Source organism: Amycolatopsis sp. NPDC098790, from assembly GCF_044759945.1.
In the GTDB taxonomy this organism is placed as follows: Bacteria; Actinomycetota; Actinomycetes; order Mycobacteriales; family Pseudonocardiaceae; genus Amycolatopsis.
Map to the genome: position 1 here is coordinate 1,411,183 of NZ_JBIWAI010000001.1, position 17,868 is coordinate 1,429,050.

Annotated in this window: 14 protein-coding genes; 8 read left to right on the forward strand and 6 right to left on the reverse strand. The window is 71.3% G+C overall.

What is annotated here, in order from left to right; translation table 11 throughout:
* The first annotated feature begins 25 nt into the window (after positions 1–25).
* Positions 26–1,312 carry an adenylosuccinate synthase gene (locus tag ACIQWX_RS07040; RefSeq protein ID WP_372667303.1) on the forward strand — a complete coding sequence of 429 codons (1,287 nt, stop codon included), beginning with the start codon at positions 26–28 and terminating at the stop codon, positions 1,310–1,312.
* Positions 1,313–1,323: 11 nt separating this feature from the next.
* On the opposite strand, the gene ACIQWX_RS07045 is transcribed toward ACIQWX_RS07040, so the two are convergent.
* Complete coding sequence (locus ACIQWX_RS07045; protein WP_400866709.1) at positions 1,324–1,821, reverse strand: OsmC family protein; 498 nt, start codon at positions 1,819–1,821, stop codon at positions 1,324–1,326.
* Positions 1,822–1,973: 152 nt separating this feature from the next.
* The gene (locus ACIQWX_RS07050) at positions 1,974–4,895 is read right to left on the reverse strand and encodes a BTAD domain-containing putative transcriptional regulator (RefSeq protein WP_400866712.1); all 2,922 of its coding nucleotides are present in this window, start codon (positions 4,893–4,895) and stop codon (positions 1,974–1,976) included.
* 261 nt (positions 4,896–5,156) lie between these two features.
* Between ACIQWX_RS07050 and ACIQWX_RS07055 the strand changes: the two genes are divergently transcribed.
* Together ACIQWX_RS07055 and ACIQWX_RS07060 are read left to right on the forward strand one after the other, a co-directional pair.
* Positions 5,157–5,378 (forward strand): hypothetical protein, encoded by a 222-nt coding sequence (locus ACIQWX_RS07055; protein WP_400866715.1) that lies wholly within the window; start codon positions 5,157–5,159, stop codon positions 5,376–5,378.
* Positions 5,379–5,431: 53 nt separating this feature from the next.
* Positions 5,432–6,337: a TIGR03564 family F420-dependent LLM class oxidoreductase gene (locus ACIQWX_RS07060; protein WP_400866718.1), complete on the forward strand. Its 906-nt coding sequence runs from the start codon at positions 5,432–5,434 to the stop codon at positions 6,335–6,337.
* Here the strand turns inward: ACIQWX_RS07060 and ACIQWX_RS07065 are convergent.
* Positions 6,318–7,952, reverse strand: a complete 1,635-nt coding sequence (locus ACIQWX_RS07065) for a cation:proton antiporter (protein WP_400866721.1) — start codon at positions 7,950–7,952, stop codon at positions 6,318–6,320. The genes ACIQWX_RS07060 and ACIQWX_RS07065 overlap by 20 nt on opposite strands.
* A gap of 149 nt (positions 7,953–8,101) precedes the next feature.
* Between ACIQWX_RS07065 and ACIQWX_RS07070 the strand changes: the two genes are divergently transcribed.
* The gene (locus ACIQWX_RS07070) at positions 8,102–9,331 is read left to right on the forward strand and encodes an MFS transporter (RefSeq protein WP_400866724.1); all 1,230 of its coding nucleotides are present in this window, start codon (positions 8,102–8,104) and stop codon (positions 9,329–9,331) included.
* Here ACIQWX_RS07070 and ACIQWX_RS07075 read toward each other — a convergent pair.
* The 3 genes from ACIQWX_RS07075 to ACIQWX_RS07085 all read right to left on the reverse strand — a co-directional run bounded on the left by ACIQWX_RS07075 (position 9,315) and on the right by ACIQWX_RS07085 (position 13,037).
* Complete coding sequence (locus ACIQWX_RS07075) at positions 9,315–10,859, reverse strand: amino acid permease (RefSeq protein WP_400866726.1); 1,545 nt, start codon at positions 10,857–10,859, stop codon at positions 9,315–9,317. The two genes, ACIQWX_RS07070 and ACIQWX_RS07075, sit on opposite strands and share 17 nt — an antisense overlap.
* Before the next feature lie 70 nt (positions 10,860–10,929).
* Positions 10,930–11,844, reverse strand: a complete 915-nt coding sequence (locus tag ACIQWX_RS07080) for a serine hydrolase domain-containing protein (RefSeq protein ID WP_400866729.1) — start codon at positions 11,842–11,844, stop codon at positions 10,930–10,932.
* A gap of 41 nt (positions 11,845–11,885) precedes the next feature.
* Positions 11,886–13,037 carry a glycerophosphodiester phosphodiesterase gene (locus ACIQWX_RS07085; RefSeq protein ID WP_400866732.1) on the reverse strand — a complete coding sequence of 384 codons (1,152 nt, stop codon included), beginning with the start codon at positions 13,035–13,037 and terminating at the stop codon, positions 11,886–11,888.
* A gap of 894 nt (positions 13,038–13,931) precedes the next feature.
* Between ACIQWX_RS07085 and purD the strand changes: the two genes are divergently transcribed.
* The 4 genes from purD to ACIQWX_RS07105 all read left to right on the forward strand — a co-directional run bounded on the left by purD (position 13,932) and on the right by ACIQWX_RS07105 (position 17,868).
* Entirely contained in the window at positions 13,932–15,203 is a 1,272-nt protein-coding gene (gene purD, locus ACIQWX_RS07090) for a phosphoribosylamine--glycine ligase (RefSeq protein ID WP_400866734.1), read from the forward strand.
* Between the two features lie 114 nt (positions 15,204–15,317).
* Positions 15,318–15,698, forward strand: a complete 381-nt coding sequence (locus ACIQWX_RS07095) for a hypothetical protein (RefSeq protein WP_400866736.1) — start codon at positions 15,318–15,320, stop codon at positions 15,696–15,698.
* A 25-nt stretch (positions 15,699–15,723) separates the two neighbouring features.
* Complete coding sequence (locus tag ACIQWX_RS07100; RefSeq protein WP_400869434.1) at positions 15,724–16,290, forward strand: DUF3558 domain-containing protein; 567 nt, start codon at positions 15,724–15,726, stop codon at positions 16,288–16,290.
* 9 nt (positions 16,291–16,299) lie between these two features.
* The gene (locus tag ACIQWX_RS07105; protein ID WP_400866739.1) at positions 16,300–17,868 is read left to right on the forward strand and encodes a hypothetical protein; all 1,569 of its coding nucleotides are present in this window, start codon (positions 16,300–16,302) and stop codon (positions 17,866–17,868) included.

Genomic DNA, 17,868 nt, shown 5'->3' on the forward strand with positions numbered 1-17,868 from the left:
AGTCGTCGAACACCTGGAGTGTCACATGCCGGCCATCGTGCTCATCGGTGCCCAATGGGGAGACGAAGGCAAGGGCAAGGCCACCGACCTGATGGGTGACCGCGTCCAGTGGGTCGTCCGCTACCAGGGCGGCAACAACGCCGGTCACACGGTCGTCCTGCCGAACGGCGAGAACTTCGCCCTGCACCTCATCCCTTCGGGCATCCTGACGCCGGGCGTGACGAACGTCATCGGCAACGGCGTGGTGGTCGACCCGGGTGTGCTGCTGGACGAGCTTTCGGGGCTGGAAGCGCGGGACGTCGACACGTCCAAGCTGCTGATCTCCGCCGACGCGCACCTGATCATGCCGTACCACGTGGCCATCGACAAAGTCACCGAGCGCTACCTCGGCAGCCGCAAGATCGGCACCACCGGCCGCGGCATCGGCCCGTGCTACCAGGACAAGATCGCCCGCGTCGGCGTCCGCGTGCAGGACCTGCTCGACGAGAAGATCTTCCGCCAGAAGGTCGAAGCCGCGCTGGAGTTCAAGAACCAGGTGCTGGTGAAGGTCTACAACCGCAAGGCCCTCGACGCGAACGAGGTCGCCGACGAGGTGCTGGCCGCCGGCGAGAAGTTCGCGCACCGCATCGCCGACACGCGCCTGCAGCTCAACCAGGCCCTCGAACGCGGCGAAACGGTGCTGCTGGAGGGTTCCCAGGGCACGCTGCTCGACGTCGACCACGGCACGTACCCGTTCGTGACGTCGTCGAACCCGACGTCCGGCGGCGCGAGCGCGGGCTCGGGCATCGGCCCGGGCCGGATCACCACGGTCCTCGGCATCCTCAAGGCGTACACGACCCGCGTCGGCTCGGGCCCGTTCCCGACCGAGCTGCACGACGAGTCCGGCGAGTACCTGCGCAAGCAGGGCGGCGAGTTCGGCGTGACGACGGGCCGTTCGCGCCGCACGGGCTGGTTCGACGCGGTGATCGCGCGCTACGCGGTGCGCGTCAACGGCATCACCGACTACTTCCTCACGAAGCTGGACGTGCTGTCCGGCCTGGAGAAGGTCCCGGTGTGCGTCGGCTACGAGGTCGACGGCTTCCGCACGCCGGACATGCCGATGACCCAGACCGACGTGCACCACGCGATCCCGATCTACGAAGAGCACCCGGGCTGGTTCGAGGACATCTCGGCGTGCCGCACGTTCGAGGAGCTCCCGGCGAACGCGCGCGCGTACGTCGAGCGCCTGGAAGAGCTGTCGGGCGCCCGGATTTCGGCGATCGGCGTGGGCCCGGGCCGGGACCAGACGATCGTCCGGCACACGTTTGTATAAGGCGCTGTCGTCTAAGTCAGTTTGGTGCTGACCGGCGTCTCGTTGCGGAAGAGGTCGAGCACCGGGCAGTGCTCGTCGACCTCGCGCTTGAGGTCTTCGTAGCGCTCCCGGCTCGCCGGCCCTTCGAGCTCCACGGACACACGCACGTCCCCGAAACCGGGGCGGGTGTTGAAGGAGAAGCCGAAGAAGCCGTGCAGGTCGAGATCGCCGTCGACGGTGACCTTGACGGAGTCGAGCGGAATGCCGCGCTTGGCCGCCCAGAACTGGTAGGTGACGACCTGGCAGGACCCGAGGGCGGCGAGCGCGTACTCGACGGGGTTCGCGGCCTGGTCGGTCCCGCCGAGCGCGGGCGGCTCGTCGACGGTGAAGCTGTGGTCCCGGACTTGGACGTGCACTTCGGTCCTGGTCCCGGTCTTGAGGGTGTTGGCAACGGAGAAGGAAACGGCGGCGTTGTGCGGATCGGCGTCGACGGCCTTGCGGGTGCCTTCGATGACGTCGGTGAGCGACATGGGTGCTCCTCGGTGATCGGTGATCACCACAGGGTGGGCGAATCCCGCGCAAGGCGCGCGGGTTCTCAAGTCCTGGGAGCGGCGGTGTCCGGCATGCGGAAGCGCTTGCGCGGGCGGGCGAGGCGGGGATTACGACCGCCGGGTTTCGCCGTTCAGGGTGAAGGCTCGGCGACCGCTCCGGCGAGCCCGTGGTAGCCGTGGGTTTCCGCGAGCTGCCGGGCCGATCCGAGGTAGTGGTCGCCTTGCGCCGTCGATCCGGCGGCGTGGTGGATCCGGCCGATCGTGATCAGTGCTTCGCATTCGTCGAACCGGGTGCCGGTCCGGCGGGCGAGCCGGAGCGCGTGGTGGCCGCTGACGAGCGCACGCTGGTGGTGACCGGCGGCCAGGAGGCTCACCGCGAGGGCGGCGTGCCCCGCGATTTCGGCACCGGGCACGCCGGTGCCGCGCGCGAACTCGAGCGCGGTTCCGGCGAGGCGAACGGCGCGCTCGGGATCGCCGGTACCCGCGTGGATGGTGCCGAGCACCGCGAGTGCGTACGCCTCGGTGCACCGGTCGCCGGATCTCCGTGCGTGCTGCGCGGCCTCTTCCGCGGCGGGCAGCGCGGCGTCGTAGTCGCCTCCCCTCGCGTGAACGCGGGCGAGCAGGACGAGATCGTGCGGACTGTGCGATTCAGCGGCCCGATCGGCGTAAGCCGTCGCCGCCTCGGTCAGCCGGCCGCGGTATTCGTGGAGGACGCCGAGACTTTGCCGGCGGAGCGCGCTACCCAGTGGATCGAGTGCGGCCGCCTCCGCGAAGAGAGCGTCGGCCCGGTCGAGATCACCGGCGTCCAGGTGGACGGTGGCCAGGTTGCCCAGCACACCGGTCACTCCCCGCCGGACCTGCGCCGTGCGGTAGAGCGCCAGCGCGGCTTGGAAGTGCGTGACGGCGGACGGGAACTCGTAGCGGAGCGCGTGAGTGGCCGCGAGGTTGTTGTGCGCGGCCGCCCGCACGTCCGGCAGACCGAGGGCTTCGGCGGATTCGAGGCCGATCCGGGCGAGTTCCGGCGCTTCCGCGAGCCAGGTGGTCATGCAGTGCCCGCGCAGGGCGTCGACGAGCTGCCAGGTCAGCAGGTGGTGCTTGCCTGCGTGGGCGCGGCGGATCGCGGCCACGAGGTTGTGGACTTCGGCGCTCAGCCAAGCCAGTGCGCTTTCCGCGCTGTCGAACGCGCTCCGCTGCGGCTCGGTCTCCGGCATGCGCAGGACGAACGGGTAAAGGATATCGGCGGCCGCGGCGGTGCGGGCGAGGTAGTGGTCGAGCAGCGCGTGCGTCGCCATGTCGCGTTCGTCTTCGAGGCAATCGGTGCGCGCGCGTTCGGTGGCGTAGCCGCGAAGCAGGTCGTGCAGCCGATAGCGCCCCGGCGCGTGCTCCTGGACGAGGTGTGCCAAGGCCAGCCGCTCGAGCTGCCGGGCCGCCGTCGAAGCCGGGGCGTCGATCAGGGCGGCGACCGCCGGCACGGTCGTGTCCGGGCCAGGCACCAGGCCGAGCAGCCGGAACGTGCGGCGGGTCGCGGCGTCGAGCGCCTCGTAGGAGAGGTCGTAGGCGACGCGCAGCGCGCTGGTGTCGCCGTCGGTGGTCAAGCTGTCCAGTACGCCGTGGTCGCGCAGGTCGGCTAGGTGATCGGCGACCCGGCGGCCGGTCCGGTGGCGGATCTGGGCACCGGTGATGCGCAGGGCGAGAGGCAGCCGCGCGCACGTTTCGGCCAGTGCGGCGGTGGCGGCCGGTTCCTGGGCCGCGCGCTCGGGGCCGATCGCGGCCCCGAGGACGGCCACCGCGTCGGCCGCGCCGAGGACGTCCAGCGCGAGGCGGTGCGCGCCGTCGAGGGCGACCAGGCCGTCGAGCCGGTTGCGGCTGGTCGCCACGACCATGCACCGCGGCGCGGCGGGCAGCAACGGGCGGACGTGCTCGGCATCGAGGGCGTCGTCGAGAACGCAGAGCACGGCCTTGGCCGCCAGCACGGACCGGAACAGCGCGGCGGCTTCGTCCACGTCGTCCGGGATCTCCCGCGCCGGGACGCCGAGGGCCCGCAGGAACCGCCCGAGCACCAGGCCGGGACGGGCGGAGCCGTGGAGGTCGGCGTAGAGCTGCCCGTCGGGAAAGCGGTCGCGGACGCGGTGCGCCCACTGGATCGCCAGATCCGACTTGCCGACCCCCGCCGTCCCGACGACGACCGCGAGCCGGGAACCGTCGCCCGCGGGCAGAAGACGATCGAGAGCCAGCAGTTCGGCGTGCCGTCCGTGGAACCCGGCCGCCGCCCGCGGAAGCTGCGCGGGACTCACGGACGACGTGACGGGAATTGCCTGCCGCAGCACGGCCAAATGGGCCGCACGCAGGTCGGAGCCCGGTTCGGTACCCAGCTCGGCGGCCAGCCGGCTGCGGATCGTGTCGTAGGCGCCGAGCGCCGCCGCCTGTTGTCCCGCGCCGGCCAGTGCGAGCATCAGCAGCGCCCACAGCCGTTCGCGGAGCGGGTGGTCGGCGACCAGCCGATGCAGCTCGCCGGCCACTTCCGAGCACGCACCCAGGTCGAGCCGCGCGCGGCAGTGGTGTTCGACGACGGCGAGCCGGGGCTCGGTCAGCCGATGGGCCTCGCCGTCGGTGGCCGCGGTCGCGGGCAGGTTGGCCAGCGGCCGTCCCCGCCACAACGCCAGGGCGCGCCCCAGCGTCTCCGCGGCGACCTTGCCGTCTCCGGCGAGGAGTGCTTGCCTGCCGGTCACGGCGAGGCGGTCGAACCGTTCGAGATCGATCTCGTCGGGCCGGGCTTCGATCAGGTAGCCGCCTGCCCTGGCGTGGATCCGCCGCGCGCCGGGCTCCAGTTCGGCGAGCTGCCGCCGCAGCTGGGCCACGTGGGTGCGCAGGTTCGCCGGCGCCGAGGGTGGCGCCGCCTCACCCCAGATCACCTCCACCAACCGGGCCGGTGAGACCACCACGTTGGGCGTCAGCAGGAGCGCGGCGAGAAGGGCCCGTTGCCGCCGCGAGGACAACCGCAGGTGCGCGGTTCCCGACCGGACCTCGACCGGGCCGAGGAGCAGGAACTCCACGACGTCCCTCCCGGTGATCGTGGCGTGAACAGTCGATGTTCCCCCGGATGTGCCGATCCTGTACAGCCGCCTGCCATCGTGGAGCCACTGGGGGTCCGGGCCGGTGTGCACGGCGGGGCGAGGGGGTCCACCGTGCGCACCGGCCCGGTTGCCGGCGCTGCGGAAGCACTCGACCGGGGGACGCGAAGACGGTAACGCCGGCGGTAACGGAGCGATAACGAGAGGACGGACACCGCAGCCACACCGCAGGAGAGCCCTTTCGTGGAGACGCACAGCCGAGGCCCGATCGACGTGACCCGGGTCGCCGGGTTCCGCACCGCCACCGCCGACCCGGAGGACCTGCGGCGCGCGGTCACCGCGTCGCCGGGATTCGCGCACGTCGATCAGCAGGCCGCGGTGCTCGAACTGGTTCTGCAGGCGGGGACTACTCGGCCGCGGGGCCGGCTTCGTTCCCTGCGAAGGCTTCTGGGCCGCCGACGTTGATCTCAGGTCCTGGGACGCCGGAAATCGGTGGCGCCGCTCGTTAACTTGGGGTCATGACCATCGGAGTCACGCTCCCCTCGGGCGACACCGACACCGCCCCGAACCTCGTCGACGAACTTCTCGCCCAAACCCGGCAAGCCGCCGACGCCGGACTGAAATCCGTCTGGTTCTCGCAGCTCCCGCTCAGCCAAGACGCCATCGCCGTCGCCGCGCTGGCCGGGCGCGAGAACCCCGGCCTCGAGGTCGGCACCTCCGTCGTCCCGACCTATCCCCGGCACCCCCTCCTCGTCGCGAGCGCCGCGCAGACCGCGCAAGCCGCCGCGCACGGGAACTTCACCCTCGGCATCGGGCTCGGCTCGAAAGGCTTCCTCGGTCCCGTCTACGGCCTCGACTACCCGCCGCCCATCCGGCACCTGCGCGAGTACCTCACCGTCCTCAAGAAGGTCTTCGCCGGCGAAGCCGTCGACTTCGATGGCGAAACCGTCCAGGCGAAACCGCTCGGACCGTCCACAGTGGCCGGCGCCGCCGACATCCCGATCATCGTCGCCGCAATGGGACCGCAAGCGCTCAAGGTCACCGCCGAACTCGCCGACGGCACCCTGCCCTTCCTCGCCGGTCCGAGAGCGCTTTCCGAAACGATCGTGCCTGCCATGGACGGCAAGCGGATCATCGCCGCCGTCCCCGCCATCGTCACCGATGAGCCGGAAAAAGTCCGGGAAAAAGCCGTCGAGCAGATGTCCTTCTACGGCCAGATCCCCTCCTACCGGCGGATCCTCGACGTCGAAGGCGTCGACCACGCGGCCGACCTCGCCATCATCGGCGACGAAAAGACCGTCCTGGAAGGGCTCCAGCGCTACTACGACGCCGGTGCCACCGACGTCCTCGTCTCCCAGACCGGAATCCGGTCGAGCGCGGAACGCCAAAGGACCTGGGAGGTCATCAGCTCAATCGGTTCGTGAGGGTCGCCGTCACCGACATCTCCTCGAGGTCCAGTTCGCGCAGCACCTTCTGCAGGACGTCGTCGTCGAGGCGGCCCGCCCGGTTCTCCTCGATCATCGCCTTGCGCTGGATGATCAGCAATTCCTTGCGGGCCTTCGCGAACTGGGCCTGCGGGGTGCCGGGACGGTCCTCGCCCGAGAGCTTGATCGTGGCTTCGGCGAACCGGTAGCGCGTGTCGACCAGTCGTTCCAGCCGCTCCTTGAGCCGCTGGACCTTCTCGGGCGGCAGGTCGAGCGACGCCAGCCGCTCGCGGCTGATCTCGCGCAGCCGGTCGTGCGCCGCCTTCTTCGCGACCTCGCGCGCGGCCAGTTCCTCGGCTTCGTCCCGTGATGCCTCCGACGGGTCCTGCACCTTCAGCACCCGGATCAGCGGCGGCAGCGTCAGCCCCTGGATCAGCACCGTCCCGATCGCCACGGTGAACGCGAACAGCTGGATCTCCTCGCGTCCCGGGGTTTCGGCGGGGACACCGGCCGCCGCGGCCAGCGTCACGACGCCGCGCATGCCCGTCCACGACAGCACCGCCAACGACCGCCACGGCGGGGCCTCGCGCCCACGGCCGAACAGCCGCATCGCCCGCGGTAGGTACGCGAAGACGAACACCGCCGGGATCCGCACTCCCATCGTCACCAGCAGGACGACCACCGCGACCAGCGCGAGCGTCCCGTTGTCGCGGGCCGCGTGCGCGGCGCCGTCGAGCACGAACGGCAGCTGCAGCCCCATCAGCGCGAACACCAGCGCTTCCAGCATGACGTCGATCGACGCCCACACCGATCTGTCCTGCATGCGCGTCGCCGGCGACGCGTAGAGCGAGCGCGCGCCCAGGTACAACCCCGCGGCGACGACCGCCAGCACGCCGGACCCGCTGAACTCCTCGCCGAACGGGTGCAGGTGCTCCGCGGTGACGTACGCGCCGAACGGCACGATGATCCCGAACGCCGACTCCATCAGCGGATCGTCGAGCAGGCGCCGCACCAGCACGACGGCCGCGCCGATCGCCAGGCCGACCGCGATGCCGAGCACGGTGGCGACGCCGAACACCGCGAACCCGTGGCCGGCCGAGCCCGCCGTGCCCGCGACCGCGGCGAGCGCGACCTTGTAGAGCGTCAGCGCGGCGGCGTCGTTGACCAGGCTTTCCCCGGTCAGCACGGTCATCAGCCGCCGCGGCAGGCCGAGCTTGCGCCCGATCGCCACCGCCGTCACCGCGTCGGGCGGCGCCACCACCGCGCCGAGGACCAGCGCCGAGGCGAACGGCACGTCCGGCAGCAGCAGGTGCACGACGAACGCGACGACCACCGCGGTCACCGCGACCAGCACCACGCCGAGCGCGACGATCGGCCGCAGGCTGTTCTTGAAGTGCGTCAACGAGCTTTCCAGCGACGTCGAGTAGAGCAGCGGCGGCAGCACGACGGTGAGCACCAGCTCGGGTTCCAGCTCGAACCGCGGGACGCCGGGGATCAGCGCGACCCCGAGCGCGACGACCACCACCAGCAACGGCGCCGAGAGGTTGCAGCGCCGGGCGAGCGCGGTCAGGGCCAGCGAGCCGGCGAGCACGCCCATCAGCGTCAGGATTTCCACCCGCCTGATCTTCCCGCAGGTAGAAGCCCTGCGCTCGGCTTCCGCTCAATGGAAGTGACCTGGATAACGTCGGACCCCCTGTGCATACTTGTGCGCAATACGCACACCTGTGCGGATCACGTGCACCGACGCACATCCGGAGGTTCCCCATGTCCCCTGGCACTCGCTCCTGGGTCGTGCCCCTGGCCTGGACCGCCGTCCTGCTCGACGGGTTCGACCTGGTCGTGCTCGGCACCGTGCTGCCCGTGCTGCTGCGCGACCACGTCTGGGGCCTGACGCCCGGCACGGCGTCGGTCGTCTCGACGGTCGGGCTGGCCGGGATGATGCTGGGCGGGCTGGCGATCGGCACGATCACCGACGTCATCGGCCGCCGGAAGTCGCTGATCATCTCGGTGACGCTGTTCTCGCTCTGCACGCTGCTGTGCGCGTTCGCGCCTTCGACGTTCATCTTCGGCCTGCTGCGGTTCATCGCCGGCCTCGGCCTCGGCGGCTGCCTGCCGACGGCGATCACGCTCGTCACGGAGTACGCGCGCCAAGGCAAGTCCGGCAGTGCGACGACCACGGTGATGACCGGCTACCACGTCGGCGCGGTGCTGACGGCGCTGCTCGGCATCGTGCTGATCTCGCCGCTTGGCTGGCGCGCGATGTTCGTCGCCGGCGCCATTCCCGCCGTCGTGCTGATCCCGTTGATGCTGAAGTTCCTGCCGGAGTCCGAGTCGTTCCAGCGGGTCCGCGAGACCGAGCGGTCGGCCGGGCACGCCGTCGCCGGCCTGTTCCGCGGCGGCCTGCTGCGCGCGACGATCGCGTTCTGGGTGACGTCGTTCATGGGGCTGCTGCTGGTGTACGGGCTGAACACGTGGCTGCCGGAGATCATGCGCCAGGCCGGCTACCCGCTGGGCGCGGCGCTGAGCCTGCTGCTGACGCTGAACGTCGGCGGCATCGTCGGGCTGCTGGTGGCGGGCCGGGTCGCCGACCGCGTCGGCATCCGGCCGTCGGCGATCGTGTGGTTCTGCGCGGGTGCGGTGTTCCTGGCCCTGCTGAGCGTGAAGCTGCCCGCCGTCGGGCTGTACGCGGCGGTGTTCCTGACCGGCTGCTTCGTGTTCAGCGCCCAGGTGCTGGTGTACGCGTACATCGGCCGCATCTACCCGGACGCGATCCGCGCGACGGGTCTCGGCTGGTCGGCGGGCATCGGCCGGATCGGCGCGATTTCGGGCCCGCTCCTCGGCGGCGCGCTGCTGACGGCCGGAATCGCGTACCCGTGGGGCTTCTACGCGTTCGCGGGAGTTGGCGCACTGGGCGCGGCGGCCGTGACGGTGGTCCGTCCCGGCCGCCACTCCACAGCGGCGGAAACCGCGCCGGACGTCAGCCGAGTTCCTTGAGCTCCTGCTCCACCGCGGCGAGCTCGGCGGCCGAGCCCTGGACCTTCGGGCCCGTGAACCACTTGCGGGCCGAAAGCACCCACCACAGGGCCGCGCCGCCGAGCACGACCAGGAACGCGATCGGCGTGTAGTTGAACGAATCCACCGTCACCGGCGACACCTGCGGCAGCATGAACAGCACGAAGATCACGACGACCCACGCCGTCGCGATGATGCCGACCGGCTTGCTCCAGCGGCCGAGGTGCCACGGGCCGCGCTCGAAGCTGTCGCCTCGGCGCACCCGCAGGAACACCGGGATCACGTAGGCGACGTAGAGCCCGACGGTCGCGATCGACGTCACCGCGGCGTAAGCCGTGGTGCTCCACAGGTACGGCAGGGCCAGCACCAGCGCGCCGCCGGCGCCGAGCCACACGGCGTTGGTCGGCGTCTGCGTGCGCTTGTTGATCTTGTGCCAGAAGCCCGACCCCGGGATCGCGCCGTCGCGGGCGAACGCGTAGATCATCCGCGAGTTCGCCGTCACCGACGCCATCCCGCAGAACAGCTGCGCGCCGATGCAGATCAGCAGCAGGAACTTGCCGGTGACCGCGCCGGTGGCGTCGATGAAGATCTGCGCGGGCGGGACGCCGGTGGCCGAGCCGACCGCGCCGTCGTAGTCCTGGATCGCGAACGTCAGGCCGATCAGCAGGATCCATCCCGCGACGAGCGAGACGACGATCGACATGACGATGCCGCGCGGCCCGGCCGTCGCCGCGCTCTTCGTCTCCTCCGTCATGTGCGCCGACGCGTCGTAGCCGGTCAACGTGTACTGCGCGACCAGCAATCCCAGTGCGAAGACGTAGAAGGCCGAGCCCCAGCCCGTCTGGTTGACGAAGCTGCCGAAGACGAACGACGCGTCCTGGTGCTTGGCCGGCACGAAGACCAGCACGCCGACGATCACCAGCACGCCGATGAGGTGCCACCACACGCTGACGTTGTTGAGGATCGCGACGATCCGGACGCCGAAGGTGTTCAGCAGGCCGTGCACCACGAGGATGATCGCGAGCAGCAGGATCGTGTGCCCCGGCGTCGCGGTGAAGCCCCACTGCAGGTCGAGGAACGCGTTGAGGAACAGCGCCGCGCCGAAGTCGATGCCGGCGGTGACCGCGATCTGCCCGATGAGGTTGAACCAGCCGGTGAACCACGACCACACGGGCCCGGACTTGTTCGGCGCGAGCTTCGCCGCCCAGTAGTAGAGGCCGCCCGCCGTCGGGTAGCTCGAGCAGACCTCGGCCATGCCGAGGCCGACCAGGATGACGAACACCCCGACCAGCGGCCAGCCCCAGATCATCGCGGCGGGTCCGCCGGTCTTCATGCCGAAGCCGTAGAGCGTCAGGCAGCCGGAGAGGATCGAGATGATCGTGAACGAGACGGCGAAGTTGGAGAACGCGGACATCGTCCGTTTGAGCTCTTGGGCGTACCCCAGCTGGTGCAGGCGCGCGCTGTCTTCGTCGGCGTGGTCGGGGGTGGTCTGCTGGTCGGAAAGATCCATCGGGCACCTCTTGAAAGGTATGCGGCCAGACCATTGAATTCGCCGAAGGTAGCCCTGGTCCCGAAGGGTGTCAAGCCTTCGTCAAATACTCGTCCAGCTGCTTGAGCAGGGGCCCGCCACCTCGGTGGTCGTTCGAGATGAGCGTCGCGGTGATGCCCGAGGACGGCTGGTGGTTGCTCCGGAACGTGACGCCGTGGTCGCCGCCTTCCAGCCGGACCACGCCCGGCCCTGGCAGCCAGAAACCGAGGCCGTAGTGCTCCCCGCGCAGCATCCGGTCGACCCACTCGCGGGGCACGATCCGGCCGTCGAGGAACGCGGGCCAGAACTTCCGGAAGTCCGGTGCGGAGCTGTAGATCCCGCCGTCGCCGAAGCCCACGACCGGCAGGCTGAACACGTTGGTGCGGCCGTCTTCGAGGTAGCCGGTGGCCGTCCGGGCGGGCAGCGCGTCCGAACGCAGGAACGCCGTGTCCGTCATCCCGGCGGGTTCGGTCACGCGGGCATGGACGAGTTCGGCGAAAGGTATGCCCGCGATCCGTTCGGCGATCAGGCTCAGGACGGCGAAGGCGCTGTTGTTGTAGTTGAACCGTTCGCCCGGCGGGAACTTCTGCGGGTAGCCGTCGAGCGCGGCGAGGTAGTCGGCCGACGTGGCGAGCAGCGGGGTCGGCAGCGGGTCCTCGTCTTCGTCGCAGTAGTCGCCGATGCCGGACGTGTGCGTCAGCAGGTGCTCGACGGTCACGCGGTCGTCAATCAGCGGCAGGTCGTCGCCGAGGACTTCCCTTGCCGTGGTTTCGAGCGTCAGGCGGCCTTCGGCGATGAGCCCGACGACGACCAGCGCCGTGAACCCCTTGGTGCCGCTGGCGATCGCGAACCGCGTGTCGACGGTGTTTTCGACGCCGTGGGCGATGTGCGCGTAACCGGACGCCTTGGCGAGCAGCGTCTCGTCGCCGCGGCTGACCAGCACGACACCGGAAAAGGGCGCTTCCATGGACTCAGCGTCCACGAAAAGCGCCCTTCACGGCAAAGCGATTACCGGCCCAGGAACGCGTGCAGCGACTCGAGCGCGGTGTCCGGCTGGTCGGCGAAGAAGCCGTCGACGCCGGCCTTGAGGAACGCGGCCTCCTCGGTGAAGACGTCACCGAAGGCGTCCGGCTCGGCCGACGAGCGTAGGTTCGCCGGCAGGAACGGGTTTTCGTTCCGGAACGTGTACGGCTGCACCTTCAGGCCCGCCTTGTGCGCGTCGGCGACGAGCGCGGTCGGCGAGGTCAGGTTCCCGGCGGCGTCGAGCGGGATGATCTGGCCCTTCTCCGGCCCGAGGTACTTCGCGTACTTCGCGACGTCCTTGAGGCCCTTCGGCGTCACGACATCCTTGTACGTCCGCGGGTCGCCCTTCGCGACGAAGTCAGCCGGGGCGCCGGTCGCCGAGGTCAGCTGCAGCAGCGGCGTCCGGACCTGCTTGTGCAGGTCGATCAGGTTCGACACCTCGAACGACTGGATGATCGCCGGCGCGTCCGGCCGGTCGAGGCCGTTGCGCTTGAGGAGCGAGACGAGCTTCGGCTCGGTCGGGTTGCCGATCGACTGGAAGAACGTCGAGTGCTTGACCTCGGGGTAGGTGCCGAGCGTCCGGTGCAGCTCCTTGCCGAGCCGCTTGGTCAGGTCGAGCACCTCCTGGAAGGTGGCGATCTGGTAGCGACCGTTGTAGAGCGTGTTGTGCGGGCGGTTCTGCGGGATCCGCTCGGTCGCGCGCAGGGTCTTCAGCTCGGCGAGCGTGAAGTCCTGGGTGAACCAGCCGGTGGTGGAGACGCCGTCGATGACGAGCGTCTTCTTGCGGTTCGCGAACTCGGGGTGCTTCGCGACGTCGGTGGTGCCGCCGATCTCCGGCTCGTGCCGGGCGACGAGCTGGCCGTCCTTGGTGGGCACGAGGTCGACGTCGACCCAGCTGACGCCCATCCGGTAGGCCAGCTCGTAGGAGGCGAGGGTGTGCTCCGGCCGGTAGCCGGGGGCACCGCGGTGTCCGACGATCACGGGGTCATCGTGGCCCCGCCCGTGCGCGGCCGCATCGGCGGACCCCCCGCTCGGGGAGGACGCTGTGGCCGCGCTCGCCGACCCGACGGCCAGCCCGGTGACGCTCAGCAACGCCAGTCCGGCGAGTGCCAGTACGCCGACACGTTTGCGCTTCATCTGGTGACCTCTTTTCACACAGGGTGTGCCCTGGATGTACTCGCGCCACCCTTGATGTCGCAAGCGTCCGAAGTGCGTATCCGGGCGAACCGGGCGGTGAACGGCCGGTGGACTCCTGTTCGCGGAAGTGTGCCCCGCGGCACGGCGGTGGGTGGCGCGGTCGAGGGCCGGGGCGCACTCCGCCGGCCGCGCGGCTGCGCGGTGCACTCCGCCGGCCCCGCGGCTGCGCGGCGCACCCCGCCCGCCGGCCGGTGCGGTGAACACCGGGTGGACTCCTTCTCGGGCAGCGCCGCCCCCGCGCAGCACCCCGCCCTCCCTGGGGGAACCCCCGCTTTCAGCGTATCGGCGCCCTCCGACGAAAACTCCGGTTCGCCGGGGCAGGCGGCCGAGTTGTCCACACCGGTGGCGACTTGTGGACAAGCTCGTCGGCCGCCTCCCTGACCGGCGATCGCTCGTCATTTCGGCGCGACCGTGCGCACCCGCCGTGCCTTAGGGCGGGAAAAGTCCGCCACGGCCGAGGGGCTGGCGGCACACTGGTTGCCGGCGGGCGCGGTGAACGCCGGGTGGGCTCCTGTTCGTGCAGTGCCCCGCCTTCCCGCGCGGCACCTCGCCCTCCTGTGCGGCACCCCGCCCCCTGCACGGCACCTCCGCCCGCCCGCGCAGCAGCCCGCCCTGCCTGGGGGAACCCCCGCTTCCAGCGTATCGGCGCCCTCCGACAAAACCCCCGCATCGCCGGCGCCGGAGACCGACTTGTCCACACCGGTGCCGACTTGTGGACAAGTCCGCCAACCGCACCCGGCCACCGCCCGTCACCCTCGGCGCGACCGCCCTCACCCGACGTGCCCACCGACGGCGAAATGTCCGGCGCGGAACCGGCCGGATACGCTGTGCGGCGTGCGCGTACTGGTAATCGGGTCCGGCGCCCGGGAGCATGCACTCGTCCTCGCGGCCTCCGGCGACCCCGCCGTCACCGCCCTGGCCTGCGCTCCCGGCAATGCCGGGACCGCCGCCGTGGCCGAGCAGCTCGGTGTCGAAGCGGCCGATCCCGAGGCGGTTGCCGCGCTCGCGAAGAGCTGGCAGGCCGATCTCGTCGTCGTCGGGCCCGAGGTCCCGCTCGTCGCCGGGGTCGCCGATGCCGTCCGGAAGGCGGGCATCGCCTGCTTCGGGCCCTCGGCCGCCGCCGCGCGGATCGAAGGCTCCAAGGCGTTCGCGAAGGACGTCATGGCGGCCGCGAACGTGCCGACCGCGCGCAGCGAGGTGGTCGACAACCCGGCCCGCCTCGACGCCGCGCTGGCCCGCTTCGGCCCGACCTGGGTGGTCAAGGACGACGGCCTCGCCGCCGGCAAGGGCGTCGTCGTCACCACCGACTACGACGTCGCGCGCAAGCACGCCATCATGCTGCTCGACGGCGGCCACCCGGTCCTCTTGGAGTCCTTTTTGGACGGTCCGGAAGCCTCGCTGTTCTGCTTCGTGGACGGCAACACCGTCGTCCCGCTGCTGCCCGCGCAGGACTTCAAGCGCGTCGGCGACGACGACGCCGGCCCGAACACCGGCGGCATGGGCGCCTACGCGCCGCTGCCCTGGGCGCCCGAAAACCTGGTCGACGAGCTGGTCGAGCGGGTCGTCCAGCCGGTCGCCGACGAGCTCGTCGAGCGCGGGGCGCCGTTCTCCGGCCTGCTCTACGCCGGGCTCGCGCTGACCTCCGACGGCCCGCAGGTCATCGAGTTCAACTGCCGCTTCGGCGACCCGGAGACGCAGGTCGTGCTGGCCCTGCTGCGCAGCCCGATCGCCGGGCTGATGCACGCCACCGCCACCGGCAAGCTCGCCGAGCACCCGCCGCTGGAGTGGGCCGGCGGCGCCGCGGTCACCGTCGTGATCGCCGCCGACGGCTACCCCGGCAAGCCGCGCACCGGTGACGTCATCGGCGGCGCCGAGCTGGAGGGCGTGCTGCACGCGGGCACCCGCCGCCGCGACGACGGCGCCGTCGTCTCCTCCGGCGGCCGCGTGCTGTCGGTCGTCGGCACCGGCAAGACGCTCAAGTCGGCGCGCAAGCACGCGTACGAGACCGTCGAGAAGATCCACCTCGCGGGCTCGCACCACCGCACGGACATCGCCCTCAAGGCGGCGAACGGCGAGGTCGGCGCCCCGGCTAAACAACGCGCCTGACGGGCGGAACCGGCGGCGTCCGGTCTTCGTCCAACCTCAGGCTCCTGCTACACGTGGGTTGGTAACCTCGTCGGGAGCCGGCCGGTCACTGTCCGCATGACGTCAGGGGAGAGCATGTCAGGACCCTCGTACGACCTCAGCCCGGCCGTCCCCGTGGCTCCGGCCGCCGCGGACGTCCTGGTCCACCCGGACAAGCTGCTCGACGTCGCCCGGATCGTCGAGGAGCAGGCCAACGCCCTCGAAGACCAGCTGCTCACCAAGCTCGGCCTGCTGCGGATCGACGCGCCCTCGGCCGATGTGATCAGCACCCAGTCCATCGAAGCCTGGAACGCCCTCATCGCCGACGGCGACCGCTCCTACGCGGGCCAGGTCCGCGAGTACGTCGCCGGCCTGAAGCGCCTCGTCTCGCAGCTGCGGGACGCCGCCAAGGACTACAAGGTCAGCGACGAGGAGAAGGCGGCCGTGTTCGGTGACCGCGGCAAGCACGGTGCGTAGCCGCGCGCTGCGGATCACCGGGGGCGTGCTCGCGACGGCGGCGCTCGCCGGCTGCTCGGCGGGCACCGAAGGCACCCCCTACCCGGTCGAGACGGCCGCGACAGCGGCGTCGCAGAGCGCGAAGGCGGCCCAGCTGCCGCAGCGCCCGGCCGACCTGCCGCTGCAGGGCGTCAACCTGTGCGACGTCTTCCCGCAGGTGCAGCTCGACGCGCTGAAGATCACCAGCACGCCCCGCGAAGGCCCGTCGGAGGACGGGCCGACGTGCGTGTTCGACGCCGACGGCGCCGAGCCGGTGCACGCCTACCACGTCCGCGCCGTGACGGCGGACCTCGACGAGTGGATCACCGGGGCCCGCAAGAAGAACAGCATGACCACCGAGCCGAAGACGATCGGCGGCTACCCGGCGCTGACGAACTACCGCGCGGCGGGCGACCCCGCCGACTGCGAGGCGCTCGTCGGCGTCGCGCGCGGCCAGACGCTGGCCGTCCAGACCTTCGCCATCACCCGCGGCCAGCTCACGCAGCCGCAGCTGTGCGAGATGTCGGTGCACGCCGCCGACATCGCGTTGCAGTCCTTGAAAGCACGCAACTAGGGAGGGCGCGTGGAATTCTCCGAGCTCGCGGCCGGCATCCAGAACCACCGCTTCGACGGCTGGACCAACACCGCGATCGCCGACCAGATCACGCGGATGGTCAACGGTGACGGCACCGGCAGCATCGGCACGGCCGTCGACGCGCTGAAGGCCGTCGCGACCGCGCTCGCCCACACCGACCAGACGCTGCGCGCGCAGCTGCTGAAGCTCGGCGTCGAGTGGCAGAGCCAGGCGGGCGGCGCGGCGAGCCAGGTGCTCACCGAGCAGGCCGGGTTCTCCCAGGACGCCACGACGAAGGTCGCGCACGCCGCCGAAATGGTGTTCGAGCAGGGCGAATCCTTCAACCGCACCAAGTACAAGCTGCCGGACGCCGAGACCGTCCGGAAGGGCGCGGGCGGCTACACGCTGACCGACGGCCTGCTGCTGTCCCTCATCGGCTTCGAGACCGACCACGCGCGTCAGGTCGAGGCCGCGAACAACGCCAAGGAGCAGGCGAAGCAGGCGCTCAACGAGTACGCGCAGGAGAGCGGCACCAACCTGCTCTCGACGCAGTCGCTGGCCGACCCCGAGTCGCTCAAGCTGGCCGCCCCCGGGATCACGCCGGGCGTGCTGGACGTCGCGGGCGCCGCCGTAGCGGTGACGCCGGACGGCGGCGTGAAGCCCGCTTCGGACAAGGTCCGCTCGGTGCGCGTCGAGCCGCCGGTGGTGCAGCCGGTGTCGCACACGGTCCACGCCGACCCGCCGACCCCGGTCTACGGCGTCGCGGCGCAGCAGCCGTCCCGGCCCGCGCCGCAGCCGCCGCGCCAGACCGGCTCGGCGACCGCGCCGGCCGCCCAGCACACGACGCCTTCGTCGTCGACGACCCCGGCCGGCGTCAAGCCGCCGACGTCGACGCCCGCGCCCGGCTGGGTCAACGCCCCGGGCCGCGGCACGGCGTCCGGCGACGCCACGCACTTCTCGCCCGGCCTGGCCGTCGGCGCGAGTGGTGAGCAGTTCGTCCCGCCGGGTGCGCCCGGCTCGCTGCCGCCCGGCTCGTCGCCGGCGACGGCGCCCATCAAGTCGCTCGGCGGCGGGGGCGCGTCCGGCGGCTCGGCCGGTCTCGACAGCTCGGCGGGCCGCGGCCCGGACGGGCTGCTGGCCAAGGGCCGCACGGTCGGCTCGATGCCGCAGGCGCCGCTCCCACCCGGCCAGTTCACGGCCGAACGCGGGTTCACGGTCAAGCCCGGCGCGACCCCCGGTGAGATCGGCGCGGGCGCGGCGGCGCTCGGCGCGGGCGCGGCCGGTGGCGCGCTGAGCGGCGACAAGGACCGCCAGCGGCGCGAGAAGGGCCCGGCCAAGGGCCCGGTGCGGCCGCTGCCGGTCGGCGAGCTGCCCGAGGAGGAGGCCGCCGCGCTGCGCAAGTCGGAGCAGATCAGCCCGAAGCAGAAGCCCGGCGAGGCGAAGTTCCTCAACGAGGCGGCCCCGCGGGAGGACGACGCCGAGCACGTCCGCCGCTTCGGCGTCGACGACCAGGACCTGTTCGCCGACCAGCGGATGGTCTCGCCCGACGTCATCGGCGACCACGAAGGGGACCGCTGA